The 26,784-nt window shown below is 69.8% G+C and carries 20 protein-coding genes and 1 pseudogene; 11 read left to right on the plus strand and 10 right to left on the minus strand.

The window, feature by feature from the left end; all coding sequences use genetic code 11:
- Positions 1-3: 3 nt before the first annotated feature.
- Together FF096_RS23210 and FF096_RS23215 are read right to left on the minus strand one after the other, a co-directional pair.
- Positions 4-2,829, minus strand: coding sequence for a transglycosylase domain-containing protein (locus tag FF096_RS23210; RefSeq protein ID WP_155221688.1), 2,826 nt, complete (start codon positions 2,827-2,829; stop codon positions 4-6).
- A 197-nt stretch (positions 2,830-3,026) separates the two neighbouring features.
- The gene (locus FF096_RS23215; RefSeq protein WP_155221689.1) at positions 3,027-3,488 is read right to left on the minus strand and encodes a DUF5318 domain-containing protein; all 462 of its coding nucleotides are present in this window, start codon (positions 3,486-3,488) and stop codon (positions 3,027-3,029) included.
- Between the two features lie 173 nt (positions 3,489-3,661).
- On the opposite strand from FF096_RS23215, the gene FF096_RS23220 reads away from it, so the two are divergent.
- Positions 3,662-4,300 (plus strand): PadR family transcriptional regulator, encoded by a 639-nt coding sequence (locus tag FF096_RS23220; protein ID WP_309223814.1) that lies wholly within the window; start codon positions 3,662-3,664, stop codon positions 4,298-4,300.
- Positions 4,301-4,323: 23 nt separating this feature from the next.
- Positions 4,324-5,403 (plus strand): inositol-3-phosphate synthase, encoded by a 1,080-nt coding sequence (locus FF096_RS23225; protein WP_155221709.1) that lies wholly within the window; start codon positions 4,324-4,326, stop codon positions 5,401-5,403.
- Between the two features lie 99 nt (positions 5,404-5,502).
- Here FF096_RS23225 and FF096_RS23230 read toward each other — a convergent pair whose 3' ends face one another.
- The 3 genes from FF096_RS23230 to FF096_RS23240 all read right to left on the minus strand — a co-directional run bounded on the left by FF096_RS23230 (position 5,503) and on the right by FF096_RS23240 (position 9,870).
- Positions 5,503-5,982 carry a methylated-DNA--[protein]-cysteine S-methyltransferase gene (locus FF096_RS23230; protein ID WP_155221690.1) on the minus strand — a complete coding sequence of 160 codons (480 nt, stop codon included), beginning with the start codon at positions 5,980-5,982 and terminating at the stop codon, positions 5,503-5,505.
- A gap of 132 nt (positions 5,983-6,114) precedes the next feature.
- Positions 6,115-8,199 carry a S8 family serine peptidase gene (locus tag FF096_RS23235; protein WP_309223815.1) on the minus strand — a complete coding sequence of 695 codons (2,085 nt, stop codon included), beginning with the start codon at positions 8,197-8,199 and terminating at the stop codon, positions 6,115-6,117.
- A 210-nt stretch (positions 8,200-8,409) separates the two neighbouring features.
- A complete protein-coding gene (locus tag FF096_RS23240; protein WP_155221691.1) occupies positions 8,410-9,870 on the minus strand; it encodes a CCA tRNA nucleotidyltransferase in 1,461 nt (486 codons plus the stop codon).
- Positions 9,871-9,997: 127 nt separating this feature from the next.
- Here FF096_RS23240 and murJ point away from each other — a divergent pair, with 127 nt between their 5' ends.
- The 7 genes from murJ (at position 9,998) to FF096_RS23275 (ending at position 18,546) form a co-directional block, all read left to right on the plus strand.
- Positions 9,998-11,749, plus strand: coding sequence for a murein biosynthesis integral membrane protein MurJ (murJ, locus tag FF096_RS23245; protein ID WP_155221692.1), 1,752 nt, complete (start codon positions 9,998-10,000; stop codon positions 11,747-11,749).
- Between the two features lie 440 nt (positions 11,750-12,189).
- Positions 12,190-13,791 (plus strand): protein kinase family protein, encoded by a 1,602-nt coding sequence (locus FF096_RS23250; protein ID WP_155221693.1) that lies wholly within the window; start codon positions 12,190-12,192, stop codon positions 13,789-13,791.
- A gap of 34 nt (positions 13,792-13,825) precedes the next feature.
- Positions 13,826-14,566 carry an RNA polymerase sigma factor SigM gene (sigM, locus tag FF096_RS23255; protein WP_155221694.1) on the plus strand — a complete coding sequence of 247 codons (741 nt, stop codon included), beginning with the start codon at positions 13,826-13,828 and terminating at the stop codon, positions 14,564-14,566.
- Complete coding sequence (locus FF096_RS23260) at positions 14,563-15,612, plus strand: hypothetical protein (protein WP_309223816.1); 1,050 nt, start codon at positions 14,563-14,565, stop codon at positions 15,610-15,612. Before sigM ends, FF096_RS23260 begins: the two co-directional genes overlap by 4 nt.
- Before the next feature lie 174 nt (positions 15,613-15,786).
- The gene (gene trxB / locus FF096_RS23265) at positions 15,787-16,746 is read left to right on the plus strand and encodes a thioredoxin-disulfide reductase (protein ID WP_309223817.1); all 960 of its coding nucleotides are present in this window, start codon (positions 15,787-15,789) and stop codon (positions 16,744-16,746) included.
- 102 nt (positions 16,747-16,848) lie between these two features.
- Entirely contained in the window at positions 16,849-17,172 is a 324-nt protein-coding gene (gene trxA, locus FF096_RS23270) for a thioredoxin (protein ID WP_309223818.1), read from the plus strand.
- 207 nt (positions 17,173-17,379) lie between these two features.
- On the plus strand, positions 17,380-18,546 hold the full coding sequence (locus FF096_RS23275; RefSeq protein WP_309223819.1) for an N-acetylmuramoyl-L-alanine amidase: 1,167 nt from the start codon (positions 17,380-17,382) through the stop codon (positions 18,544-18,546).
- A 9-nt stretch (positions 18,547-18,555) separates the two neighbouring features.
- On the opposite strand, the gene FF096_RS23280 is transcribed toward FF096_RS23275, so the two are convergent.
- Positions 18,556-19,221 (minus strand): GNAT family N-acetyltransferase, encoded by a 666-nt coding sequence (locus FF096_RS23280; RefSeq protein WP_155221695.1) that lies wholly within the window; start codon positions 19,219-19,221, stop codon positions 18,556-18,558.
- A 319-nt stretch (positions 19,222-19,540) separates the two neighbouring features.
- On the opposite strand from FF096_RS23280, the gene FF096_RS23285 reads away from it, so the two are divergent.
- The gene (locus FF096_RS23285; RefSeq protein ID WP_155221696.1) at positions 19,541-20,854 is read left to right on the plus strand and encodes a PLP-dependent aminotransferase family protein; all 1,314 of its coding nucleotides are present in this window, start codon (positions 19,541-19,543) and stop codon (positions 20,852-20,854) included.
- Positions 20,855-20,862: 8 nt separating this feature from the next.
- Positions 20,863-21,852 carry a D-alanine--D-alanine ligase gene (locus FF096_RS23290; protein WP_155221697.1) on the plus strand — a complete coding sequence of 330 codons (990 nt, stop codon included), beginning with the start codon at positions 20,863-20,865 and terminating at the stop codon, positions 21,850-21,852.
- Between the two features lie 27 nt (positions 21,853-21,879).
- On the opposite strand, the gene FF096_RS26840 is transcribed toward FF096_RS23290, so the two are convergent.
- The 4 genes and pseudogenes from FF096_RS26840 to rsmG all read right to left on the minus strand — a co-directional run bounded on the left by FF096_RS26840 (position 21,880) and on the right by rsmG (position 26,783).
- On the minus strand, positions 21,880-22,974 hold the full coding sequence (locus tag FF096_RS26840) for a hypothetical protein (protein WP_309223829.1): 1,095 nt from the start codon (positions 22,972-22,974) through the stop codon (positions 21,880-21,882).
- Positions 22,975-23,357: 383 nt separating this feature from the next.
- A complete protein-coding gene (locus FF096_RS23300) occupies positions 23,358-24,359 on the minus strand; it encodes a ParB/RepB/Spo0J family partition protein (protein WP_155221698.1) in 1,002 nt (333 codons plus the stop codon).
- 27 nt (positions 24,360-24,386) lie between these two features.
- Positions 24,387-25,298 (minus strand): annotated as a pseudogene (locus tag FF096_RS27185) (ParA family protein); the annotation flags it as partial.
- A gap of 696 nt (positions 25,299-25,994) precedes the next feature.
- The gene (gene rsmG, locus FF096_RS23310; RefSeq protein ID WP_309223821.1) at positions 25,995-26,783 is read right to left on the minus strand and encodes a 16S rRNA (guanine(527)-N(7))-methyltransferase RsmG; all 789 of its coding nucleotides are present in this window, start codon (positions 26,781-26,783) and stop codon (positions 25,995-25,997) included.
- Between the last annotated feature and the right edge of the window lies 1 nt (position 26,784).

The raw sequence follows: 26,784 nt of genomic DNA on the forward strand, positions 1-26,784 counted from the left end.
AGATCAATCCCGCTCTGTCGTCCTCGGTGGTGGCACGCCACCGCCGTCACCGCCTGGTCGTTGGTCATCTCCAGGCGGGGTGATCGGATTGTTCCCCCCGTTGTCCCCGCCGCCGGGACCACCGCCGCCGGGACCACCGTTGTTTCCACCGCCGAGCTGGCAGAAGAAGTCGATCGGGTTGCAATCCCGGTCGCCTCCGGGCGGGGGCGGTGGCGGCGCCGGTTCCTCGCCGTTACCGGCGTCCTGGTCGCCCACCCCGGTGACACTGGGCAGGTTGGACGGGTCGGAGCCCTTCAGTGCCTCGTCCATGTAGCGCTTCCACAGCGCGGCGGGGATGCTGCTACCACCGATGTTGGAGCCGTTGCGATCGAGGATGGCTGGCTTCTTCGGGTCGCGGCTGCCGATCCACACCGCCGTGGCCACATTCTCGTCGTAGCCGACCATCCAGGCGTGGGCGTTCTTGTCGGTGTTGCCGTACTGCCAGGTGCCGGTCTTGCCGGCGGCCTGCCGGTTGCCGACCAGCGCCGCGTTGCTCCTGCCGGGAATTTCCTTGAGCACCGCCGTCACCTCGTCGGCGACCTCCGGCCGGATCACCTGCTGCGGCTTGAGCTTCTCGCCGGTGCCGGGCACCTTGTCCCACTTGCCGGTGGCCTTGTTCTGCTTCTCCACCTTACGGACGAAGTGCGCCTTGTTGTACTTGCCCTTGTTGGCGAGGGTGGCCAGGCCGTTGGCGTGGTCCAGCACGGTGACCGGGTACTGACCGAAGCCGATCACCCGGTCGAACTTCGTCGGCGCGAGTTCCCCGGGCTTCTTCTTCGTCAGGTCGTGTATCTGGTGCTTGTCGTCCCACATGGTGCGGATGCCGGCGCGACGAGCCATGTCGAGCACCTTGTCGGCGCCGATGTCCTCCGTCACGTGGAAGAACGGCACGTTGTACGACTGCACCGTCGACTCCTGGAGGGTGCACCACTTCTTGCAGCTGGCGTTCCGACCGGCGTTTACGATCTTCGACTCGTAGCCCTCCGGCGTGAACGGCGTGGCGTCCCAGTGCGACTTCACCGATATCTCGGCGTCGATCGCCGCAGCCAGGGTGTAGACCTTGAACGACGAGCCCGGCGGGTGACCACCAACGAGGTTGCCGTTTTGATCGGTGTTCAAGCCGGCGTAGTCGAAGTCCGCGCCGCTGTCACCGCCGTAGTAGGCAAGCACCCGGCCGGTCTTCGGCTCGACGGAGACCACCGCCGCCATGAGGTTTTTCGGATGCCCCTTGAGCACCGACCCCTTCCGGTCCGGCTGGGCCGCCTCCTCCAGAGCCTTCTGCATCTTCGGATCGATGGTGGTGGTGATCCGGTAGCCGCCCTCACGCAGCTCGTCGACGCAACTCGGCTTGCCCTCGGCACCGGAGTCGGAGCAGAGACCCCACTCCTCCATCTCCTTGCGGACGTAGTTGATCACGTTGCCGCGCGGGGTGGCGACGCCGAAGCCGTTGTTCTTCTTCGACTTCTGCACCTTCGGGTACTCGGTCGGCCGCTCCGGCTTGCCCGGGGCGTTCAGCCAACCCTCCTCGACCATCCCGTTGAGGACGTACTCCCACCGGGCCTTCGCCTCTTCCTCGTTGACCTCCGGGTCGTAGCCCTTGTGGGTGGCGCTGGCCACCGGCTGCTTGATCAGCGCGGCGAGCACCGCGCCCTGCGCCGCGTTCAGCTTCTTCGCGCTGGTGTTGAAGTACGTCTGGGCCGCCGCCTCGATGCCGTACGCACCTCGACCGAAGTAGATCACGTTGAGGTAGTTCTCCATGATCTGCTTCTTGGTGAAGTTGTCGTTGAGCTTCGAGGCGAGGATCGCCTCCTTCACCTTCCGCGCGTAGCTGTCGTCCTGGAGGTTCTCGTAGGCGTTGCGCGCGTACTGCTGGGTGATGGTCGAGGCGCCCTGCTTGTCGCCGCCGGAGAGGTTGTTCCAGGCGGCCCGGGCGATGCCCTTGTAGTCGACGCCCGAGTGCCGGTAGAAGTTGCGGTCCTCGGCGGCGGCGACGGCGTTCTGCACGTGCTCGGGAATGTTGTCGATGGTGACGAAGGTGCGGTTCTCGTTGCCGAGCTTGGCGACCAGCGTCTTGCCGTCCTTGGCGTAGACGGTGGTGGACAGCGGCAGCGGGATCTCCTTTGGCAGCACCACGTTGGTCGAGTAGTAGGTGAACCCGACCACGCCGATGCCGGCCAACATGATGAACACCGCGAAGCCGGCGATCAGGATGTTCATCCGCTTGCGCTTGCGGGCTCGGGCCGCCGCACCCGGATCACGGCCACCGCGTCCGGGACCGGCCGGTCCGCCCGGCCCTCCGGGACCACCGGGCCCGCCTGGACCGCCCGGCCCGCCGACGCTGGCCCGGGCCACCGCGGCGCGACCACCGGACACAGAGGCCGAGCCGACACTCGCCCGACCGGCCGATGCCGCGCCTACCGAGGCGCGGCCGGGACCGGCGGGCGAAACCGGCACCGAAGCCCGACCGGACCGTCCAGGGGCGGGCGAGACCGGCACCGAGGCACGGCCGGGACCGGCCGGCGAGACCGGCACCGAGGCGCGGCCCGAACCGGACCGGCCGACCGGCGCCGCGCTGCCACGTGGCGGAACGCTCGCCGAGCCGCCGACTGAGGCACGCCCACCGACCGAGGCACGGGCCGACGGGCCCGATGTCTCCGGTCCGGTCGACCAGTTGACTCCGCGCGGTTCACCACCCGAGCGGCGGTACGCGTCGTCCGCCTGCCTCGGATCGTCCTGGCCCGGAATGCGGGCCCGGCCGCGCGAGGAGCTGGGATCGCCGTACGAGTTCATTCCTCACACCCTGCCGTCGCGGTGGGGCGCGCTCGCACCGCCACCGGTTTGCCGTGAGTTGTGACACCTGTGCACCCGGCACGGGGGTGCCGTGGTCGCCGGTGCCAGATCCGCATCAAACGGACCATTCAGACTTACAAGCCGTCGGTAGCCCCAGCCGCGTGGCACGCGACCGGGGCCAGCCGATCGAGCTCGAATCACCGTTGCGCCTCTCGCCTTCGCCGGACACCCGTTCCGTCGGCGGTCATGCCGCTAGCCTCACCATGCTCCAGGTCGCCGTCGGCGACGCCGGTCAGACCATCCCGCCCGAGCAGGTACTGCTCGACGAGATGGTTCCAGTCACAGCCGAGGCACACCTCCACTACGAAGACCTGAAACTCACGCAGCGTCATCGCCAGCACACTCAGCTCAGCCAGAGTACGGGCCTGGCCGGCCGACTGCTTGAGTTCGTCGCCATAAATGTAGTGGACGAGGGTCAGGTTCTCGCTGCGGCAGATCGGGCACCGCTCGTCGGTGGACTCGCCATGGAACCGAGCCGCGTTCTTCAGGTAGGGCGACGCGTCGCACAGGTCATAGGTGCCGACACGACCCGCGAGGAGTTCACGCAGCGCCGCTCGCTTTCGAAGCGAGTAGTCGACGACCTGGCGCTGCGTACGCATGCGGGAAAGGGTACGCGGTCTGCTCTGACGAGGCGACCACCGTGACAATCAGTGACCGTAGAACATCAGTGTGGGGGTTTGCCCAGACCCAGGCGAGACGCTACGGTGCGATGTATCGGTCCGATACATCGTGGCGTGTAGCGCTCCACGCACAGGGTAAGGGAGGGTGGCCGGTGCTCGAACTCGCCATCCTCGGCCTGTTGCAGGAGGCTCCGATGCACGGCTACGAGCTCCGCAAGGAGCTCACCGCCAAGCTCGGCGCGATCCGCGCCGCTATCAGTTACGGCTCGCTCTATCCGACCCTGCGCCGGCTGCAGGCGGCAGGATGGATCACCGAGGCCGACGAGACACCTGCCACCGCCGAGGAGGTTCCCGCGCTGACCAGCCGACGAGGTCGGGTGGTCTACACCATCACCGCGGAAGGAAAAGAGCGCTTCGCCCAGCTCATCGCGCAGACCGGGCCGGAGACATACGGCGACACCGGCTTCGGTGTGCACTTCGCGTTCTTTTCCCGAACCGATCAGGCGACCCGACTTCGAATTCTGGAAGGTCGCCGCCGCACGATCGAGGAACGTCGCGAAGGGCTTCGCGACATGCTGGGCCGGGCGGCCGAGCGCCTCGACGCGTACACCCTGGAGCTGCAGCGCCACGGCCTGGAGGCCTGTGAGCGTGAGGTCCGCTGGCTGGAGGAGCTCATCGCCAACGAGCGCTCCGGCCGTGCCCCGACGGTCCCGAACGACGGGACGGCCGGCGGCCCACGAGAAGACAACAGCCCGCCTCCGCCTGGAGAGACCAGGACAGAGCGGCCGTGACAGAGAAGAAGGAGGCACACGCGATGGGCTCCGTCCGCGTCGCCATCGTCGGTGTGGGTAACTGCGCCTCGTCCCTGGTACAGGGCGTCGAGTACTACCGGAATGCCGACCCCAACGACCGCGTCCCGGGTCTCATGCACGTCACCTTCGGCGACTACCACGTCTCTGACGTGCAGTTCGTCGCGGCGTTCGATGTCGACGCCAAGAAGGTGGGCATGGACCTCGCGGAGGCGATCGTCGCCAGCGAGAACAACACCATCAAGCTCTGCGACGTGCCGCCGACCGGCGTCACCGTGCAGCGCGGCCCGACCTTCGACGGTCTGGGCCAGTACTACCGCGAGATCGTCGAGGAGTCGGACGCCGGGCCGGTCGACGTGGCCAAGGCGCTGCGCGACGCGCAGGTCGACGTGGTCGTCTCGTACCTGCCGGTGGGCTCGGAGCAGGCCGACAAGTTCTACGCCCAGGCCGCGATCGACGCCGGCTGCGCGTTCGTCAACGCCCTGCCGGTCTTCATCGCCTCCGACCCCGAGTGGGCGCAGAAGTTCACCGACGCGGGTCTGCCGATCGTCGGCGACGACATCAAGAGCCAGGTCGGTGCCACCATCGTGCACCGCGCCCTGGCGAAGCTCTTCGAGGACCGGGGAGTCGAGCTGCTGCGCACGTACCAGCTCAACTTCGGCGGCAACATGGACTTCATGAACATGCTGGAGCGCAACCGCCTGGTCTCGAAGAAGATCTCGAAGACCCAGTCGGTGACCTCCCAGGTGCCGCACGAGATGGCCAAGAGCGACGTGCACATCGGCCCGTCCGACCACGTGCCGTGGCTGGACGACCGTAAGTGGGCCTACATCCGCCTGGAGGGCCGCTCGTTCGGTGACACGCCGCTCAACGCCGAGCTGAAGCTCGAGGTGTGGGACTCGCCGAACTCGGCCGGTGTCATCATCGACGCCGTACGGGCCGCGAAGATCGCCCTGGACCGGAAGATCGGTGGACCGATCCTGTCGGCCTCGTCGTACTTCATGAAGTCCCCGCCCGTGCAGTACGCCGACCACGACGCGCACGCCGCCGTCGAGGCGTTCATCGCCGGTGAGGTCGAGCGCTGACGCGTTGAGCACCAGCCCGATCTGACGCTGTTGCCGACACGAGGGCCGAGTCCGCGAGGGCTCGGCCCTCGTGCTCTTCGCCGCCCTGCTCCGGGCTGATCACGACCAGGCTCGTTGCAGGGCCACCCGGGCCTCCAACTCCAGGAGCCCGACCTTCCGGTCCAGGCCACCACCGAAGCCGACCAGCTTTCCTCCCGCCCCGACGATGCGGTGACACGGCACGATCACCGGAATCGGATTGCGGTTGCAGGCCACTCCGACAGCTCGGGCGGCTCCGGGTTCACCCACGCGTCGGGCGACCTCGCCGTAGGTGAGTGTCTCGCCGTACGGAATGAGGGTCATCTCCCGCCACACCGCCCGCTCGAAGTCGGAGCCGCGCGGCACGCTCAGCGGCACGCCGAAGTCGGTCAGGTCCCCGGCGAAGTACGCCCGCAACTCCGCCACCACCCGCCGGGAGATCTCGTCGAGCGGCTCGGTGGCGGCGTCACCGACCGCGCCGAAGCGTGTCCCGCAGACGCTCTCGCCGTCGGTGGCCACGGAGAACTCCCCGATCGGCGAGTCGAGCACGGTCCAGCGCATCCCGCCATTGTCCACCCGCAGCGTTAGGGTGGTCAGCGGGTACGAGCGCGGTGGCCCGGAAAGGCCGAAGCCCGCCGGAGCGTCCCGAGCTGTCGGGGGCTCCGGCGGGCGCCGGAAGGGATCGCGTACGGATCAGGCGGCGGAGACGGTGAACTTCTCGCCCTTGCCCAGGCCCAGTTCGAAGGCTGTCCACCTGATCGTCTTGTTCGAGATGAGCTTGCTGGTGCCGGACGCCCCGGCGGAGACCGCCTGGTCGTCGCTGGCCCGGAAGAAGACCGTCCCGTCGCCGTTGTAGTCGACGAAGTCGAAGGTCTGCCAGAACCCGGCCGTCTTGCTGCTGGCGATCAGCGGCTTGGTGCCCTTGCTCGCCGCGGTCACGTACCGGCTGTTGGACAGCGCCTTGAGGGCGAAGAAGCCGTTGCCCTGGTTCACGATCTGGAACTTCGCCGACTTGGTGACGGACTTGCTGCTGGCCACCAGCGGCTTGGTGCTGCTGGGCGCCACCACGTACTTGTTGTTGGCCTTGGACCTGATGCTGATCACGGGGGCCGGTGCCTCAAGGGTGAATTTCTCGTTGGCGCCGATACTGGTCCGGTTCGCCCGGAGCACCGAGGTCGTGCTCTTCGACGCCGTCACGTACTTCCCGTTGGTCTTGGCCTTGAGGCTGATCTTGCCGTCGGCGTGGTTCACGATGGTGAACTTGGCCGGGGTGACGATCGTCTTGTGGCTGGCGATCAGCGGCTTGGTGCCCTTGCTCGGGGCCACCACGTAACGGCCGGTCTTCTTCGAGCGCAGCGCGACCAGACCACCACCGGCGTTGACGATGTCGAACCGCTGCGCGGTACCCATGCTCTTGCCGTTGTTGACCAGAGCCTTCTTGGTGCTGGCAGCGGTGACGTACCTGCCGTTGGAGACGGCCTTCAAGCCGTACGCGTTGCGGACCGGGGTCACCGAACCCACCGTCAGCAGCCGGTCCATCGAGCCCTTGGTGTCGTAGACCACGCCGGCGATGCCGGTGGTGACGATCCGGTCGCGGACCTGCTTCGGCTTCCAGCTGGGGTTGGAGTGCAACAGCAGCGCCGCCGCGCCCGCCACGTGCGGAGCCGCCATCGAGGTGCCGCTGTATCCGACGCTGCCGGTGTTGTTGTCGTGGCGGGCCGACACGATGCTGACCCCGGGTGCGAACACGTCGATGCACTTGCCGTAGTTCGAGAACCAGGCCCGCATGTCGACCCGGTCGGTCGCGCCCACGGTGATCGCGTCCGACACCCGCGCCGGCGACGCCTTGCAGGCGTCCATCCACGCGTTACCGGCGGCGATCGCGTACGTGATGCCGGAGTTGATGGAGCGCTTGACCGCCTCGTCGATCGACGGGATGGCCGTGACGTCGCCGAGACTCATATTGGCCACGGCCGGCTTCTTGGCGTTCGCGGTCACCCAGTTGATGCCCGCGAGCACCTGCTCGGTGGTGCCGTAACCGTCGCAGTCGAGCACCCGTACGCCGACCAGCTTGACGCCCTTGGCCACGCCGTACTTCGCGCCGCCGACGGTGCCCGCGACGTGCGTGCCGTGGCCGTTGCAGTCCCCGTTGGCCTGTGCCCGGGCGGTTCCCGGCTCGGTCGGGTCCGGCGTCGGCTCGACCGGCGGCGGGTCGATGGCGTCGTAGCCCATGCTGGCCCGGCCACCGAAGTCCTGGTGCTTGACGTTGATGCCGGTGTCCAGGATGTAGGCGGTGACCTTGCTACCGGTGTTCGGGTACTTGTAGGTCTTGTTCAGCTTCGCCGACGCCTGGTCGAGGCGGTCGAGGCCCCAGGACGGCGGGTTGGTCTGGGTCGCGTTGGCCGACAGGCGCCGGACCTGCTCGACGTAGGCGACGGCGGGGTTGGCGGCCAGCTTCTCCGCCTGCCGCTTGTTCATCGTGGCCGAGTAGCCGGCGAGGGTCTTGCCGAAAACCAGCCGGACGGTGCCACCGTTGGCGCGGGTCAGCGCCGAGGCGGTCGCCCGGACCGAACTGTAGGTGGCCCCACGGTCCTTGAGCACGACGATGTACCGGTCCGGCACAGCGCCGGCGCCCGTGGTGCCGAGCACCTCGGGTCGGGGCTGGTCGGACGGGGCTGCCATCGCGGTGCCGCCGGAGACGACACCGATGATGGACGAGGCGGTGGCAAGGGCGAGCCCGGCCGCCGCCGTGCGGCGCATGACGCCACGGCGTTTCACTATGGGTTACCCCCGTCGATCGTCGACCGTGTCAGCTGGACGGTCGGACAGAATTGGATCGTCCGGCTTCGACTGTCATCAGCGGCTGGCGGACGTGTCAACATCATGGATGGACGCCGACCCACCTGCGTCAGCCGTTCGGTCGAAACGTCGGCGTCTCGTCGTACCGACTGACAGATCCGGAACCGGGGGCTGAAGATCAGGCTGCGGTCAGCTGATGATGCCCTCGTCGCGGGCCCAGCGCAGCAACTCCGCCTCGGCGGTGTCCCGGTCCAACGGGCCACGTTCCAACCGCAGGTCCTTCAGATGCTTCCAGGCTCGTCCCACCACCGGGCCGGGTGGCACACCCAGCAGCTCCATGATCGCGTTGCCGTCGAGGTCGGGCCGGACCCGGGCGAGATCCTCCTCGGCGGCGAGCCGAGCGATCCGCTCCTCCAACGCGTCGTAGTCCGCCGCAAGCTGCGCCGCCTTCCGCCGGTTGCGGGTGGTGCAGTCCGACCGGGTCAGCTTGTGCAGCCGGGGCAGCAGGTCACCGGCGTCGGTGACGTATCGACGCACCGCCGAGTCGGTCCACTCGCCCCGACCGTACCCGTAGAAGCGCAGGTGCAGCGCGACCAGCGCGGTCACCTTCGCGGTGACGTCCTTCGGGTAGCGCAGCGCCTTCATCCGCGCCTTGGTCAGCCGGGCACCGACCACCTCGTGGTGGTGGAAGCTGACCCGTCCGTCCGGACCGATCGCCTTCGTCGCCGGCTTCCCCACGTCGTGCATCAACGCGGCCATCCGGAGCACGAAGTCCGGTCCGTCCTCCTCGTACGAGATGGCGTTGCGGATCACCGTGAGGGTGTGCTCGTAGACGTCCTTGTGCTGGGCGTGTTCGTCGATCTCCAGCTTGAGCCCGGTCAGCTCGGGCAGGAACCGCTCGGCCAGACCGGTGTCGACCAGCAGCCGCAGGCCGGAGATCGGGTCCGCGCCGCAGAGCAGCTTGGTGAACTCGTCGCGGATCCGTTCGGCGGTGATCCGGTCCAGATCGGGCGCCATCCTGGTCATCGCCGCCCGCACGTCCGGGTGGACCGTGAAGCGCAGCTGCGCGACGAAGCGGGCGGCCCGCAGCATCCGCAGGGGGTCGTCGCCGAACGACTCGGCTGGTGTGCCCGGGGTACGGATGATCTTCGCGGCCAGGTCGGCCAGGCCGCCGTACGGGTCGGTGAACCGGTGCTCGGGAACGCTCACCGCCATCGCGTTGATGGTGAAGTCCCGCCGACGCAGGTCCTCGACGAGGCTGGTGCCGTAGGCGACCACCGGGTTGCGACTCACCTGGTCGTACGACTCGGCGCGGAAGGTGGTGATCTCCAGTCGCAGACCGCCCCGTTGGCAGCCGATGGTGCCGAACTCGCGGCCGGTCTCCCAGATCGCCTCGGCCCAGCCGCGCACGATGTCCAGCGTCCGGTCAGGATGTGCGTCGGTGCAGAAGTCGAGATCCTCACCGAGCCGGCCGAGCAGGGCGTCGCGGACCGAACCGCCGACGAGGTGCAGTTCGTGACCGGCGGCGGCGAACCGGCGACCCAACTCGTCGGCCACCGGGGAGACCCGGAGGAGTTCGGCGACGGCGTTGCGCTGCGCGGCGGTGAGATCGCGGCGGTCGGTGGCGTGGGATGCGGCGGCTTCGGACATCGGATCCGCAGCCTATCGGTCCTGACCCGCATCTCGTCCGCCGGGCGCGGGTAACGGGCGGGGGTTGACTAAGGTCTGTGGCGTGTGGGCCGGTGCCGGCTCCGGCTGACCCCCCTTGGAGGCACAGATGAGCGGCGGGCTCTACCGCAGCGCGAACGCCCAGCAGGGTGGTGCGCCCGGCGGTCGGCCGGACGACGGGGCCACGTTCATCTCCGCGGACCCGCTCAACCAGCCGGCGGCCGAGTCGGTTGCGCCGCCCCAGGAGCAGGTGGCCGAGGGTAGCGCCGCCGCCAACAGCGCGATCATGGCGCTGGGCAGCCTGGTCAGCCGGGGTACGGGTTTCCTCCGCAATCTGGTCATCGGTGCCGCCCTCGGTGGTGCGTTGGTGGGCGACGCCTACACCACCGCCCAGATCCTGCCCGGGATGGTCTACGAGTTCCTGCTCGGCGGCATCCTCACCAGCGTGCTCATCCCGGTGCTGGTGCGCCGACGCAAGGCCGACGCCGACGGCGGCCAGGCGTACGCGCAGCGGTTGCTGACCCTGGCGCTGCTTGCGCTGGGTGCCGCCGCCGTGCTCGCGGTCGCTCTGGCCGCGCCGCTGACCTGGCTGTACGGCGCGGACGAGTCGGCTGAGGGCTACTCCGGACTGGTCACCGCCCTGGCCCGGCTCATGCTGCCGATGATCTTCTTCTCCGGCCTGAGCGCGCTGATCAGCGCGGTACTCAACACCCGGGGCCACTTCGCCGCGCCGATGTGGGCACCGATCCTGAACAACCTGGTCGTGATCAGCACCGCTGGTCTCTACATCGCCGTCTTCGGCGCGGACATCGTCGGGCCTGACGACATGACGACCGGCCGGGTCCTACTCATCGGCGGCGGCACCCTCGTCGGTGTGGCGGTCCAGGTGGCCGGTCTGATGCCGGCCCTGCGCAAGGTCGGGTTCCGGTGGAAGCTGCGCTTCGACTTCCGCAAGCTCGGTCTGGCCGAGCTGGGGCGGCTCGGTGCCTGGATGATCTGCTACGTCGCGGTCAGCCAGATCGGCCTCATCGTGCTGTTCAACCTGTTGAACCGCGCCGGCAAGGAGAACGCCGCCGGGCCACTGATCTACAACAACGTCTTCCTGCTGCTGATGACCGCGCACGGGATCATCGCGGTGTCGATCATTACCGCGCTGATGCCCCGGATGAGCGCCGCCGCCGCCGACGGCCGGTATGCCGACCTGGCCGCCGACCTGTCCCGGGGCACCCGGACCGTCTCCGCCGTCCTGGCCCCGATCGCGGTCTGCTACGCCGTGCTGGCCACCCCGATCGCGTTCACACTGTTCCGGTGGGGCGCGTTCAACGACGACAACGCCACCGCGACCTCCCTGGTGCTGTTGGCCGCCGCAGTCGCGCTGGTGCCCTTCGCGATCAGCCAGCTGTTCACCTTCGCCTTCTACGCGTTGCCGGATACCCGGACCCCGGCACTGATCAACATCCCGGTGGTAGCCCTGCGGATCGGCGTGCAGGTCGCCCTGTTCGCGCTCTTCTCGGCGAGCTTCGTCGGCGCGGGAATGATGATCGGCAACGCCGTGTCGTACCTGGCCGCGGCGGTCGGCTCAGCCTGGCTGCTGCGCCCACGGGTCGGCCGCATCGGGTTGGGCGCGATCCTGGGCACCCTCGGCCGGGTCGCCGTCGCGGCGCTGGGCGCGGCCCTGGCCGGTCTGTTGGTGGTGGCCCTGCTGCCCGGCGACGACACGCCGACGCGCGCACAGGCGTTGGTGCAGTTGGTGGTCGGTGGCGCGGTGATCGGCGGGACTTACCTGGGCCTGGCGACCGCGTTGCGGATCTCCGAGATCACCGAGGTGATCGGGATGGTCCGCCGCCGACTCGGCCGCTGAGCCGGACCGTCCCACCGCGCACCCAGAGTGACCGAGGATCACCAGGCTGGGGATGCACCTGTGGATAACTCCGCGTGCCGCCGCTCAACTGGCGGATCACCCTGTGGATAACCAACCGGACGGCCGAGTATGCCCGGCCGATTGACGGGGAATCTCCCGCTGCCGAACCGTCGACGAGACCGGTTCCGCCCCTGCCGGCGCCCGTTATGGTCAGCCTCTAGATTGACCGCTACATGTACCAGCAACGGGGCCGACAACGGCGGTAACGGGACGGACCGACCGACTGCTTACGCCACCGTCACCGTACGGCGGGAAGATGACATGTCGGGGACCGGGTCATCCCGGGTAAGGTCGCACTCGACGGGTACGGCAGACACCGGCGCGCGGCACCGTGCTGCGACCGGCCGGCCGGTACCAGACGAAGGCGGAGCGGGAAGCAGATGCCCAGCAGCGCGGGTCCATCGATCGACACGATCACCGAGGGAGGACGGGTGACCCAGGTCGGCGAGGGTCAGGACGCGGACGAGACCACTCCGCCGGTCATGACCTTCGGTGCTCCGACGGCCGGTGAGATCCTCGCCGAACGTTACGAACTGGTCGAACACATCAATAACGACAGCGCGGGCCGTCTGGTCTGGCGCGGGGTCGACGTCATCCTGCGCCGGCCCGTCGCGGTCGTCATGCGCTACCCGGGCGGCGAGTCCGCCACCGAGATGCTTCAGGCGGCGGTCGCCGCCAGCCGGGTCGTCCACCCCAACCTGGTCGGCGTGTACGACGCCATCGACGAGGCCGAGCGGGCCTACGTGGTGCGCGAGTGGGTCGACGGTCAGTCCCTGCGGGAGCTGGTCGCGAACGGGCCGTTGGACGCCGCCCGGGCGACCGCCGTCGGTAACTCCGTCGCCAGTGCCCTGGCCGCCGTGCACGCCACCGGCATGGTGCACGGCAACGTGCACCCCGGCACGGTGATGATCAGTGATGACGGCCGGGTGGTGCTCGCGGATGCCCGCACCGACGGTGACGACAGCCAGGAAAGCGACGTCCGGGCGGTCGGCGGCATCCTCTACTACGCGATGACCGGCTACTGGCCGCACGCCGAGGCACCGCTGCGTGGTGCCACCGCTGGGCACGGCCGGGCGGCCATCCCGGACGCGGTACGCGACGCCAACGGGGCCGTGGCGGCACCCCGCCAGGTACGCGCCGGTGTGCCGGCCTACCTGGACGACCTGACCATGGATCTGCTCGACGCCGAGATCGCCCCGCCTCCGTCGGACGTCCTGACCGCGGAACTGGCCCGGCTCGACGTCTCCGAGGACGACTTCCTCGACAACAGTGGCCCGCTACGGTTCGCCGGTGAGACCGGTGAGGAGCCGTCGCCGTTGGCCGCTGCCGGTGGGCGCAAGGTCGCGTTGGGCATCGCCGGTCTGCTGGCGGTAGCCCTGATCGGGCTGCTCATCGGCATCAGCACTCTCGGCGACGACAACGAGGACCCGCAGACCAGTCCGGTCGCGGCGCCGACCTCCAGCGCGCCGGAGACCGAGGAGCCGGCAACACCCCCGGTGCGAAATCTCAAGATCAGCCAGGCTCGGATCATCGACCCGGACAGCAAGGACCGGGCCGAGGTCCGCGACGCCGAGAAGGTCTTCGACGGCGACCAGGACGTCGGCTGGTCCACGCAGACCTACCGGGGCAGCGGCAACTTCGGCAACCTCAAGCGGGGCATGGGCGTCTGGATCGACCTCGGCGCCGAGCGGACGGTCAAGTCGGTGCAGGTCAACCTCTCCGACCGGGGAGCCTCGGCGGAGCTGCTCACCGGCACGATCGACGCCCCGTCGTCCAGCTCCGGCGACGACCAGATCCTCACCGCGTACCTGAAGAACCGGATCGGGCAGCCCTTCGAGACGCACGACGGCACCACGATGACCTTCAACGGCTTCGACGCCGACCAGAAGTACCGGTACCTGCTGTTCTGGATCACGGAGCTGCCGCCGAACGACAGCGGCTTCAAGGTCGGTGTCCAGGAGATCACGGTCCAGGGGTCATGAGACACCAGCACGGCGGCAGCCACCGGGCCGGGTGATGGGAGTACGCGACACCGGGCGCAACCACACGAGCGCCGCGTCCGTGGACGACACGGTCAGCGACCTCGATCTGCTGCGCGCCCATGTGGCCGGTGACCGGGACGCCTTCGGCGAGTTGTTCCACCGCCACCGCGACCGGCTCTGGGCGGTGGCCCTGCGTACGCTCGGCGACCGTGAGGAGGCCGCGGACGCCCTCCAGGACGCGCTGCTGTCCGCCCATCGCGCGGCCGATCGATTCCGCGGCGACTCGGCGGTCACCACCTGGCTGCACCGCATCGTGGTCAACGCCTGCCTCGACCGGATCCGCCGCCGGCAGGCACACCCGACGGTGCCGCTGCCGGACGGGCTGCACGGTGCGGAGGACGGTCCCGCCACCGGTGGCGTCGAGCCGGCCGCACCGGTACGCGACCACGAGACCGCGATGGTCATCCGGGACGCCCTGGCCGCGTTGCCGTTGGAGCAGCGGGCCGCACTCGTCCTGGTGGACGTCCAGGGCTACCCGGTCGCCGAGGTGGCCCGGATCCTCGGCGTCGCCGAGGGGACGATCAAGAGTCGCTGTGCCCGGGGTCGCGCCCGGCTCGCGGTCATGCTCGGTCATCTCAGGCCCGGCAGCGGGCCGTCGGACGGTTCCGGGCCGGACGTGCCGGAGGTCACCGGCGGGAACCCGAGAGCGTCGTCGGGCGTCCGATCGGGGTCGGGGCGATCCCGGCTGGCCGCCAACCAGCAGGAGGAAGCGTGAGTACCGGGGAGTTCAGCGGGGTCGACCACGACCTGCTCGCCGACTACCTCGGCGGCGCGCTGGACGGCACCGCCGAGCACGCTGAGATCAGCCGGCTTGTCGCGCAGGACCCGGCCTGGGCCGAGGCCCACGCCCTGCTGGCCCCCGCCGTGGACAGCGTCCGGGTCGAGCTGGCCGGGTGGGGTGCCTCGACGCCCGAGCTTCCGCCGGAGATCGGGGCGAGGATCAGCGCCGCCCTCGCCGCCGAGAGCAGGTCCGAGGCCCCGGAGACCACGGCTGTGGCCGCCGGTGATCCGGACGTCGTCGAGGCCGGGCCGGAGCAGGGGGCCCTCATCCCGACCCAGCCGCTGGGTGGTCCGCGACGACCCGGCGGACCGCTGCGGCCGGGACAGGATCGGAGCGCTCCGTCGCGGCCCGGCCGGCGGCGTCGGCGCTGGGCCCGCGTGGCCGGGCCGGTCGCGCTCGCCACCGCCGCCGTGGTCGGGTTGGGCGCACTCCAGCTGGTCCAGTCACGTCAGGGGGAGGGGACCACCGCCGGCACCGCGCTGAACGAGCCGGCCGCCAGCCCGGCGCCGCCCTCCGTGTACTCGCAGGACGGTCCGGGGGAGGCCGGCACCAAGGCGGCGCCCGAACGGGACTCCGCCGCCGCAGGCGCGCCGTACCGGATCATCGCGGCTCCTCAGCGCAGCGACACCGACTACACGCCCGAGGCTCTGGCCCGCCTGACGCCGACCATCAGGGCGTTCTCCAGCAGTGGTGAGCCGGGGGGCGACGCGCACGACCGGGAGCGCCTGGCCGGACCGGGTGACCTGAGCCGGCTCACCGACCAGACGGCGTTGAGCGCCTGCCTCGCGGAGATCGCCGCGGAGCACAGCGGTGGACCGCTGACCTTCGACGTCATCGATTACGCCCGATTCCAGGGGCTGCCGGCGCTGGTCCTCCAGTTCACCGACGCCTCCGGCACGAACTGGGCGTGGGCCAGTGGCCCGGAGTGTGGTGTGCCCGGGTCCGGCTCGGACGCCCGCTACCGTACGCGGGTAGGGTGAGTCAGCGGTCGCCGGACGTTTGACCGTCCACGTGACCTGACCCACCGAGTGACCGGCTCGGGAATCCCCGCTTCGTACGATGACGTTCTGCACATCAGTAGCCGCCGCGTCGGCACTCGGATCGTCATCGGCCCGTACGCCGGTGACGACAGTCAACACGATTGGGAGACGGCAGTGGACGAGGTCCGCAACCTGGTCATCATCGGCTCCGGGCCAGCCGGTTACACGGCGGCGGTCTACGCGGCGCGCGCCAACCTCAAGCCTCTGGTGATCGAGGGGGTGCAGTCCGGTGGCGCTCTGATGACCACCACCGAGGTGGAGAACTTCCCCGGCTTCGCGGACGGCATTCTCGGTCCCGAGCTGATGGACAACATGCGTAAGCAGGCCGAGCGGTTCGGTGCCGAGTTCCTGACCGACGACGTCACCCGGGTCGAGTTGACCGACACCGGTCACCCCGGCGCGGTCAGCACCATCTGGGTCGGCGAGACCGCGTACCGCGCCCGCGCCGTGATCCTCGCCACGGGCTCCGCCTGGCGTCCACTCGGCGTACCCGGGGAGCAGGAGTACCTCGGGCACGGCGTCTCCTCCTGCGCCACCTGTGACGGTTTCTTCTTCCGCAACCAGCACATCGTGGTGGTCGGTGGTGGTGACTCGGCGATGGAGGAGGCCAGCTTCCTGACCCGCTTCGCCGACTCGGTGACGATCCTCCACCGCCGGGACTCGTTCCGGGCAAGCAAGATCATGGCCGAGCGGGCGCTGAGCAACGACAAGATCAAGGTCGAGTGGAACACCGTGGTGGAGGAGGTGCTCGGCGAGGACGGCAAGGTCTCCGGCGTACGGGTACGCAACGTCCACACCGGCGAGACCAAGGTGCTCGACGTCACCGGGGTGTTCGTGGCGATCGGTCACGACCCGCGCAGTGAACTGTTCCGCGGGCAGGTGGAGATGGACGACGAGGGGTACGTGAAGGTGCAGGCCCCCAGCACCCGGACCAGCATTCCCGGTGTCTTCGCCGCCGGTGACCTGGTCGACCACACGTACCGGCAGGCGATCACCGCGGCCGGAACCGGCTGCGCGGCCGCCCTGGACGCGGAACGTTTCATCGCGACGTTGCCCAAGAGCGACGGGCAGTAGGGCGGTGGAGGCGGGGCGGGCCCTGGCGCAGCCCCACCGGCCCCGTTGCCAGTCGCGCCGAGGCTGAACCAGACACATCGCAGCAGGAGGAGGGGTCCACAAGTGGGAGCAACCAAGTCGGTCACCGACGCGAGCTTCGCCGCAGACGTACTGAAGTCCGACAAGCCGGTCCTGGTCGATTTCTGGGCCGAGTGGTGCGGTCCGTGCCGCAAGGTGTCGCCGCTGCTGGAGGAGATCGCCGGCGAGATGGGTGACCGGGTCAGCATCGTCAAGCTCAACATCGACGAGAACCCGGAGACCGCCCGAACGTACCGGGTGATGTCGGTGCCGACCCTCACCGTGTTCAAGAACGGTGAGCCGGTGCAGTCGATCGCCGGAGCCAAGCCCAAGGGCGATCTGGTCAAGCTGATCGAATCGGCCCTCTGACCCCAACACGACGACATTCGCCTCGACCCCGTGCCCAGTACCGGCACGGGGTCGAGGCGTTTTTCGCCGCCCGCACCCCTGCGGATCCTTCAGCGCATAACCTCGAACTCGGGGCCGCCGGATGCCGGTGAGCACCTGGTCCGGCCGACGAGGCCCACTCGTCGTTCGGCAGGCCCGGCAGCCACCACCGTGCAGAGGGGGTCGTGCGTGCGTCCGATCCGTCCCGGTGACCGGGGACCCGCAGTGGCCGAGATCCGGGCGGTGTTGACCGGCCTCGACCTGCTGTCCAAGGCGACCGGCCCGCACAGTGACGAGTTCGACTCGGCAACCGAACGAGCGGTCCGTGCGTTCCAGCAGTCGCGGGGCCTCAGCGTCGACGGCCGGGTCGGCGCCGAGACCTGGCGGGCGCTCGACGCCGCCCGCTGGCGGCTGGGTGCCCGCACCCTCTACCACGCGGTGCCGGTCCCGCTCACCGGCGAGGATGTCCGGTCGCTCCAGGAGCGGCTGCTGGAGATGGGATACGACACCGGCCGGGCCGACGCCATCTACGGCATCCGCACCTCCCGGGCGGTGGCGCAGTTCCAGCGTGAGGTGGGGCTCGTGCCCGACGGCACCTGCGGCCCGCAGACCATGAACGCCCTGCGCCGGCTGGGCCGGAAGGTGGTCGGCGGCCGACCGCAGTGGTTGCGCGAGTCCGACGCCATCCGGCAGTCCGGCCCGACCCTGGTCGGACGGACCGTGGTGATCGACCCGGGCCACGGCGGTACCGACCCGGGCGTGGTGGTGACGGACGGTCCGCTGCGCTGGACCGAAGCGGACCTGATGCACGATCTGGCCAGCCGGTTGGAGGGGCGGCTCGCCGCCTCCGGCGTACGGGTGCAGCTCACTCGGGGACCGTCGCCGGCCACCTGCCTGCCCGACATCGACCGGGCGCACCTGGCCAACTCGCTCGGCGCCGACGTGTTCATCTCGCTGCACACCGACGGCCACGCCAACCCGATGGCCGAGGGAGTCGCCACCTACCACTACGGCACCGACAACGGCGTGACCTCGGCGACCGGCGAACGGCTGGCCGGGCTGGTCCAGCGGGAGATCGTCGCGCGCACCGGGCTGCGGGACTGCCGCACCCACGCCAAGGCGTGGGACCTGCTCCGGATCACCCGCATGCCGGCGGTACGCGTCGAGGTCGGCTACCTCACCTCGCCGACGGACCGGGAACGACTGATCGCCCCCCGGTTCCGGGACAGGCTGGTCGAGGCGATGGTTGCCGCAGTACAGCGGATGTACCTGCCGATCGAACGCGACGTGCCGACCGGCTCGATCGACGTCAGCGAGCTGCGGGCGGCGGTCGCCGCCGGCACCGTGGTGGACTGAGCGACCCGGTCAGCCGGCCGTGGAACGGGTGGCGGGCGTCGGCCGGACCGGACGCAGCAGCGACTCCGGGCTCATCGAGCCGAGCAGCTTCTCCAGCGCGTACTCGACGTCGGACTTCCAGCTCAACGCCGTCCGCAGCTCCAGTCGCAGCCGTGGGAACCGTGGATGGGGACGCACCGTCTTGAAGCCAACCGACAGGAAGAAGTCAGCGGGTGCCACACAGACGCCACCCGGGTCGGCGGCGTCACCGAACTTGGCGTCGCCGAACGCCTCGATCGCCTTGATCCCGCGCTTGGTCAGGTCGCGGGCCACCCCCTGCACCAACATTCGGCCGAGGCCGCCGCCGGAGAACGCGGGCACCACGTTGGCGGTCATCAGCAGCGCCGCGTCGGCGGAGACCGGAGAGGTGGGAAAGGCCATGGAACGCGGCACGTAGGCCGGTGGGGCGTACATGACGAAGCCGGCCGGCATTCCGTCGACGTAGATCAACTTGCCGCAGGAACCCCATTCGAGCAGGGTCTGCGAAACCCACGCCTCCTTCTCCAGCCCCGGGTCGCCCGCCGCGCAGGCACGGTCGGCGGAGACCGGGTCAAGCTCCCAGTAGACGCACTGCCGGCAGGGACGGGGCAGGTCCTCCAGGGTGTCCAGGGTCAGACTCACCAGACGTCGCGACATGGGCAGTTCCCCACACTAGGCTCGGAGGTGGGACCGGCCCAAGCGGCACTGCCGCTTCAGCGGCCGGACAGCACCGCCGTGTTCCTGCCCCCGACGAGCGATCGTACGCCGACGATCGGCGGCAGGGGAGGAGTAAGGGCGAACGTGCACCTCAGAGGCGTCAGCTGGGGGTCCGGCATGTGGACGCGCGAATAATCGAGAGCGCGTCGGAGGGTGAACGGCGGCTACCATCGACACTCGGCGCGCCGTGCCGCCATGGTCGCCGTCGTCCCGGGTATCCGGGGCCGGAGCCCGTCCGAGCAGCCATCGGGGTGATGTGATGACCGGCACGACACTCGACGACTACACCGACCGGTATGCCCGCCGGGTGCGGGGAATGACCGCGTCCGAGATCAGGGCCCTGTTCGCGGTGGCCAGCCGACCGGAGGTCGTCTCGCTCGCCGGTGGGGCGCCCTACATCGCCGCGCTGCCACTGGACGCCGTCGGCGAGATGCTCGGCCGGCTCGGTGCCGAGCACGGCAGCACCACCCTTCAGTACGGCATCGGCCAGGGCACCCTGGAGCTGCGGGAGCGGATCTGCGAGGTGATGGCCCTCTCCGGCATCGACGCCGCCTGCGGTGCCTCGCCGGAGGACGTGGTGGTGACCGTGGGCGGGCAGCAGGCGCTCGACCTGGTCGCCCGGCTCTTCCTGGACCCGGGCGACGTGGTGCTCGCCGAGGGGCCGACCTACGTCGGCGCACTCGGAGTGTTCCAGGCCGCCCAGGCGCAGGTGGTACACGTGGCGATGGACGACGAGGGGCTGATCCCGGAGGCGCTGGAACTCGCCATCACGGAGCAGGCCCGGGCGGGCCGCCGGGTCAAGTTCCTCTACACCATCCCCACCTTCCAGAACCCGACCGGCGTGACGCTGACCGAGCAACGACGTGAGCAGGTTCTCGACATCTGCGAGCGCGCCGGGCTGCTGGTGGTCGAGGACGACCCGTACGGCCAGTTGAGCTTCGAGGGTGAGGCGCCCGCGCCGTTGCGCGCGCGACGCCGGGACGGCGTCTTCTACCTCAGCACGTTCTCCAAGACGTTCGCTCCCGGGCTGCGGGTCGGGTGGATCCTCGCGCCGCACGCGGTACGCGACAAGCTGGTGATCGCCAGCGAGGCGCAGATCCTCTGTCCCAGCGCGTACGCGCAGGCCGCGGTCAGCACCTACCTCGGCACCATGCCCTGGCGTGAGCAGCTGAAGGTCTACCGGGAGGTCTACCGGGAGCGGCGCGACGCGATGCTCACCGCGCTGGAGGACCTGATGCCCGTCGGCACCCGGTGGACCGAGCCGGGAGGCGGGCTGTTCGTCTGGGCCACGCTGCCGGAGGGGTTGGACTCGAAGGCGATGATGCCTCGGGCCATCGCCGCGCGGGTCGCGTACGTGCCCGGAACCGGCTTCTACGCCGACGGCAGCGGCAACGGCCACATCCGGCTCAACTTCTCCTTCCCGTCGCCGGAGCGCATCCGTGAGGGCGTCCGCCGGTTGGCCAGCGTGATGGAGCAGGACATCGCCATGCGCCGGGTGTTCGGCGCGGTCAGCGATTCGAGCACCCGGCGGGGCCGGGCCGGTTGGGACGCGCCCGGACCCGACTTGGCATGATGCCCGGCATGGGTGTCACCGCTGCCGAAGAACCCGCCGTGTCGGGCCCCGAGACCACCGATCTCCATGTGCTCGTGCTCGCCGGTGGCCTGTCGTACGAGCGTGACGTGTCGCTGCGCTCGGGGCGCCGGGTACTCGACGCGCTGCGCGCCGTCGGAATGCAGGCCGAGCTGCGCGACGCCGATGTCGCCCTGCTGCCGGCCCTGAGCGCGGACCCACCCGACGCCGTGGTGATCGCCCTGCACGGTGCCACCGGCGAGGACGGGTCCCTGCGTGGCGTCCTGGACCTCTGCGGCGTCCCGTACGTCGGATGCGATGCTCGCGCGTCCCGCCTCGCCTGGGACAAGCCGTCGGCGAAGGCCGTACTGCGGGAGGCCGGCATCGCCACTCCGGACTGGGTGGCTCTCCCCCACGACCGGTTCAGCGAACTCGGCGCGGTGGCCGTGCTGGACCGCATCGTCGACCGGTTGGGGCTGCCGCTCATGGTGAAGCCCGCCCAGGGCGGTTCCGGCCTGGGCGCCGCCGTGGTCCGGGACGCGGCATCGCTGCCGGCCGCCATGGTGGGTTGTTTCGCGTACGACTCGACGGCGCTCGTCGAACGGTACGTCTCCGGCATGGACGTGGCGGTATCCGTCGTCGACCTCGGCGACGGCCCGCAGGCACTCCCGGCCGTGGAGATCGTGCCCCGCAACGGGGTGTACGACTACGCGGCCCGCTACACCGCCGGCCGGACCACCTGGCACACCCCGGCCCGTCTGGAGCCGTCGGTCGCCGAATCGGTGGCCCAGGTCGCCCTGTCCGCCCATACCGCTCTCGGCCTGCGTGACCTCAGCCGAGTCGACCTGATCGTCGACTCGGCCGGGCAGCCACACGTCCTTGAGGTCAACGTCTCGCCGGGCATGACCGAGACGTCGCTGTTGCCGCTCGCGGTCCAGGCGGCCGGTCTCGACTTCGGCCGCGTGATCGGCAACCTGGTCGCCCGCGCCGCGGCGCGCTGATCCCCGCGCACCGCCCGCCTGGATCGCTCAGTTAGTCGGGCGCGGTCCGTCCGCATCCGGGGCTGGCTGCTGCGCCTCCACCATGTCGGCCTTCGGGCCGTTGGTTTCGGCGTCGGCGCGTCCAGCGGCTCCACTGGTTTCGGCGGCGTCGGTGGACTCTGCGCCGTCGGTGGGTTCAGCCGCCTCGGCAGGGTCGGCAACTCCGGTGCTTTCGGTCGGCTCGGTGATTTCAGCCGTTCCGGTGGCGGCGGTGGCCGGGCTCGCGATTTCAGCCTGAGCGCCGCCGCCGATCTCAGCCGGCGGGCCGGTCGTGTTGGGAGCCGACTGCTCGGTCTGCTCCTGGCGAGCTCCGTCCGGGTCAGCCTCCGTTCCGCCTTGCGGCGCTGCGTCACCTTGCTCCGCTGCCGCATCGGCGACCGGATCGGCTGACCGCTCCGCACCGACCGTGGCTCCGGGCGCGTCCGGCGGCGCGGCCGTCTCGCCGATGGCGTCCAGGAGCGAGCCGCTCTCGCTCGACGTCTCGTCGGTCGGCGCGGCCGCTTGCGCGGCCAAGCTGGACGGCGCCTGCCACTGGATGCGAGGTGGTTCGGCGAGCGGCCGCCCGCCGAACTCGGCCAGCCAGGCCGCGACCAGAGCCAGGTTCTCCCGCCACTTGTCCTCCGAGATCGGCGGCAGGATCGAGTCCCAGAGCGACAGGAAGGTCCCACGGAGCTGGAGCCGACCGTACGGCCGGGCAAGGAACCACATGTGGAGATGAGCGGAGCCGTCGCCCCAGCGGTTGACGTGCACCCGGGCCACCCCGTCCAGCGAACGGATGGCTCGCTCAAGGCGTACCGTCATCACGCCCAACTCGGCCGCGAGCAGGTTTGGCAGGTCCCCGAGGTCGAGGTGTGACCGTGACTCCAGGATCAGCACCATGGGCAGTCCGGTCGGCCGGTCCATCGCCCGAACCCGCCAGCGTTCCCCGACCCAGATATACGCCTCGTCGGGGGCCAGGCAGGCGGTGCACTCTCGGTGAGCCTCGCCCTTGCGGGGCGGCTCGACAGGAACCGGGTCGTCGAGTTGCTTGACCCGGAGGTCGCCTTCGAAGGGGAAGGACGGCCACTGGGTGAAGTCCGGAATCGAGGGAGGGGTGTCTTGCACGACGCTGACCCTAACCGAGTCCGGGACCACTGTCCCTACCCGAAACGGCTTCGGCTCTCCGGAGGGCTCGGATGCCGAGCCAGGGAGCGACGAAGGCGTTCTCCCCAGAGTTATCCACAGGCTCGCGAGTTGGTTGTTTCGCGCTCTGATCCCGGCTCGACAAGGGGTTTCGGCCAACGTTTCACGTGAAACACCGCGACCCTGTGGACAACCGGTGTGGATAACGCAGCCTCGACCACCCCCGTCGTTTCACGTGAAACACCCACCCGTGATCCGACCACGGAACTGGCGGCGCGGGCCGGCCCACACAAACGACAGGGCCGCCTCGTCGCAGTCGGCGAGGCGGCCCTGTCGTGCGCGGTTCAGTCTGTCGGTTCTTCGCGTTCCACTCCGATGATGCCGACGATCCGCTCCAGGTCGTCGACGGTCGCGAACTCGATCGTGATCTTTCCCTTGCTCCGCCCGATGTCGACCTTCACGCGAGTGTCGAACCGGTCGGAGAGACGGTCGGCCAGATCGTTCAACGCCGGGGCATGCGGCTTGGGTCGGCGCTTCGCCGTCTCCTTCTTGCCCGGGCCGTCGCTGAGGGCCAGCGCCACGATCTCCTCGGTCGCCCGGACCGACAGACCTTCGGCGACGATCCGCAACGCCAACTGCTCCTGGGTCTCAGGATCCTCCAGGCTCAGCAGTGCTCGGGCATGTCCGGCGGAGAGCACCCCGGCAGCGACGCGTCGCTGTACCGGTGCCGGCAGATTCATCAGTCGGATGGTGTTCGAGATCTGTGGGCGGCTGCGACCGATGCGCCGGGCGAGTTCCTCGTGGGTGGCCCCGAACTCCTCCAGCAGTTGCTGGTAGGCAGCCGCCTCTTCCAACGGGTTGAGGTTCGCCCGGTGGATGTTCTCCAGCAGCGCGTCCCGCAGCATGGCGTCGTCGCGGGTGTCCCGCACGATCGCCGGGATGGTCTCCCGCCCGACCGCCTGGGCGGCTCGCCACCGCCGCTCGCCCATGACGAGTTCGAACTTCTCGCCGTCGAGTTGCCGGACCACGATCGGCTGGAGGAAGCCGACCTCCTGGATGGAGGTCTTCAGCTCCTCCAGTGCCTCCTCGTCGAAGACCTGACGCGGCTGCTTCGGGTTGGGCACGATCGAGTCGACGGGGATCTCCGCGAAGCGCGCGCCCGGCACCGGGCTGAGCGTCGACTCGGGCTCGATCGTCAGCGCCGGAGCCGGTGCCGCAGCGGGTGCCGCGACAGTCGGCGCTCCTGGGGTGGGCGTGTCGACACCAGCGGCAGTGCCCGGTGCCGGCCCGGTCGGGATAAGCGCCCCCAGGCCCCGTCCCAGACCACCCCGTGGACGGTTCTTCATGCCACGCCTCCCAGCGCCTCGTCCGCACTACGCATGCCGACTCACCGGCTCCTTGATGCCCCGCTCGGCGATCTCCTGCGCGGCCTCGAAGTAGCTCGTCGCCCCCCGTGAACCGGGATCGTAGGTCATCACCGACTGGCCATAGCTGGGCGCCTCGGAGACCCGCACGTTACGCGGGATCACCGCCTGGAGCACCTTGTCCCCGAAGTGGTTCCGGACGTCCTGCTCGACCGCGTCCGCGAGGCGGGTACGACGGTCGTACATGGTGAGCAGGATCGTGGAGACCTCAAGCTGCGGGTTGAGGTGCTGACGGACCAGGTTGATGTTGTTGATGAGCTGGTTCAGCCCTTCCAGCGCGTAGTACTCGCACTGGATGGGAATGAGCACCTCCTGCGCGGCCACCAGCGCGTTGACGGTCAACAGACCGAGCGAGGGCGGGCAGTCGATGAAGACGTAGTCGAAGTGCCCAGGGTAGGCGTTGATAGCCCGGTCCAGACGGGACTCGCGGGCCACCACGGAGACCAACTCGATCTCGGCACCGGCGAGGTCGATGGTGGCGGGCACACACCAGAGGTTCGGGATGCCCTCGACCGCCTGGGTCACGTCCTCCAGCGGCACGCTGTTGATCAGGCAGTCGTAGACGTCCGGTACGCCGGTGTGGTGGGGCACGTTCAGCCCGGTCGAGGCGTTGCCCTGCGGGTCGAGGTCGACCACCAGTACCCGGTTGCCGTGCAGGGCCAACGCCACCGCGAGGTTGACCGTGGTCGTGGTCTTGCCCACGCCGCCCTTCTGGTTCGCGACGCACATGACCCGGGTCCGGTCGGGCCGAGGCATGGTCACCTCGCCACTGGGGTTCAGGATCTGCACGGCGCGCATCGCCTCCATAGCCAACGGTGGGTCATCCTCTTCGCGCGTCGGGGTTTCACGTGAAACGTACGCGGCCTCGGGTGCTGCTTGCGCGTGGGACACGGCCGCAGTTACGGGCGGGTCGGGAGCCGGCCGAGGATCCGGCACCACCTCGACGGTCGGTGGGTGTGTCGCCGCCACTTCGAACCGAGCGGAGGCCGACGGGTTCCGGCGGAGAGGAATCACCCGCGCGTCCGGGGACACGTTGGCCGGACGGCCGCTCGCGTCCGCGCCATCCCGCCCCTCCCCGGTCGCCGGCCACGGGACACCCGACGTCGGCGCGTTCCGACCGGGTTCCGGTGGGCTCTGCGACACCTCGGAGGGCCGCCAGTTCGGATATTCGGTTTCACGTGAAACAGGGTCACCAGCAGACCCGGTCACGCGCGGATCGTCGTACCTGCCGTCGTCATGCACCTGTCATCCCTGCCCACTTCGGATGGTCGGTCCGCACCCGTCAACCGGGCCACTCGCGTGCTTCGCAGAGGTACCGCCCGGCGGGAGCGGCCGGGCCCCGGAGGGATATCCATCGCCGCCCGCTCCACACTATCGACGCGCGGTCAGCCTACGGCGGATGGGCGCGGCCGGTCCATGTCGGGTTCGTAACCTGCCGACCGCATCACGCGTGGACCATCGTCCCGACCTCACGCGCGGGGCCTTCCGTACTCCCGGGAAGCCCAGGTAGCCAGGCCGGGCCGACCGGCTTTCACACCCCCGGGCGTACGCCCCGACTCACCGCCGCCGCGACCGTGACTTCTTCGACGGCGTACCGGATCTCGGGCCGACGACCCGCTCCCGGACGATCTCGACCACGATGGTCGCCGGCTCCACTATCCCTTCACCACACCGGTGCAGCACCGGGGTGCCGCCGCCGAGACGACGCACCGCCTCGGCGTGCTCGGTGATCTCGTCCGCCGCCGACGCACCCTTCAGGGCGAGCAGTCGACCGCCGGGCACGGCCAGGGGCAGACACCAGCCGGAGAGTCGGTCCAGCGGTGCCACCGCCCGGGCGGTGACCACGTCACCGGCCACGGCATCCGGCCCCACCGCCACCTCTTCGGCTCTGCCGCGCAACACGCGTACGGAGTCGGTCAGCCCGAGCGCCTCCACCGTCTCCTCCAGGAAGAGAGTCCGGCGGGCCAACGGCTCGATGAGCGTCACCGACAGATCGGGCCGGGCGATGGCCAGTACCAGACCGGGAAGCCCGGCACCTGATCCCACATCCAGCACGGAAGCGCCCGGCGGGATCAGTTCGGCCACCGCCGCGCAGTTCAACAGGTGGCGGTCCCAGATCCGGGGTGCCTCGCGGGGGCCGATCAGCCCGCGTACCACCCCGTCGGTGGCGAGTAGTTCGGCGTAGGCGGCCGCGAGGTCGAGGCGCTCACCGAAGAGGCGACGAGCTGCCTCGGCCAGGGTGGGCGGCAGCACCGCCACGCCGGGCTGAGGCGGAACAGCCGGCGGCCCGGGTGGCGTACCACCCGGGCCGGACGCGGCCACGCCGCTGGCGTCGTCTGGAGTCACC

Source organism: Micromonospora sp. CP22 (assembly GCF_009712475.1).
Lineage (GTDB): Bacteria > Actinomycetota > Actinomycetes > Mycobacteriales > Micromonosporaceae > Micromonospora.

Excerpts from the sequence above, each read along its gene's own strand:
- FF096_RS23210 (WP_155221688.1), bottom strand. The coding sequence starts at position 2,829 with ATGAACTCGTACGGCGATCCCAGCTCCTCGCGCGGCCGGGCCCGCATT.
- FF096_RS23215 (WP_155221689.1), bottom strand. The coding sequence starts at position 3,488 with ATGCGTACGCAGCGCCAGGTCGTCGACTACTCGCTTCGAAAGCGAGCG.
- FF096_RS23225 (WP_155221709.1), top strand. The coding sequence starts at position 4,324 with ATGGGCTCCGTCCGCGTCGCCATCGTCGGTGTGGGTAACTGCGCCTCG.
- FF096_RS23230 (WP_155221690.1), bottom strand. The coding sequence starts at position 5,982 with ATGCGCTGGACCGTGCTCGACTCGCCGATCGGGGAGTTCTCCGTGGCC.
- FF096_RS23240 (WP_155221691.1), bottom strand. The coding sequence starts at position 9,870 with ATGTCCGAAGCCGCCGCATCCCACGCCACCGACCGCCGCGATCTCACC.
- murJ (WP_155221692.1), top strand. The coding sequence starts at position 9,998 with ATGAGCGGCGGGCTCTACCGCAGCGCGAACGCCCAGCAGGGTGGTGCG.
- FF096_RS23250 (WP_155221693.1), top strand. The coding sequence starts at position 12,190 with ATGCCCAGCAGCGCGGGTCCATCGATCGACACGATCACCGAGGGAGGA.
- sigM (WP_155221694.1), top strand. The coding sequence starts at position 13,826 with ATGGGAGTACGCGACACCGGGCGCAACCACACGAGCGCCGCGTCCGTG.
- FF096_RS23280 (WP_155221695.1), bottom strand. The coding sequence starts at position 19,221 with ATGTCGCGACGTCTGGTGAGTCTGACCCTGGACACCCTGGAGGACCTG.
- FF096_RS23285 (WP_155221696.1), top strand. The coding sequence starts at position 19,541 with ATGACCGGCACGACACTCGACGACTACACCGACCGGTATGCCCGCCGG.
- FF096_RS23290 (WP_155221697.1), top strand. The coding sequence starts at position 20,863 with ATGGGTGTCACCGCTGCCGAAGAACCCGCCGTGTCGGGCCCCGAGACC.
- FF096_RS23300 (WP_155221698.1), bottom strand. The coding sequence starts at position 24,359 with ATGAAGAACCGTCCACGGGGTGGTCTGGGACGGGGCCTGGGGGCGCTT.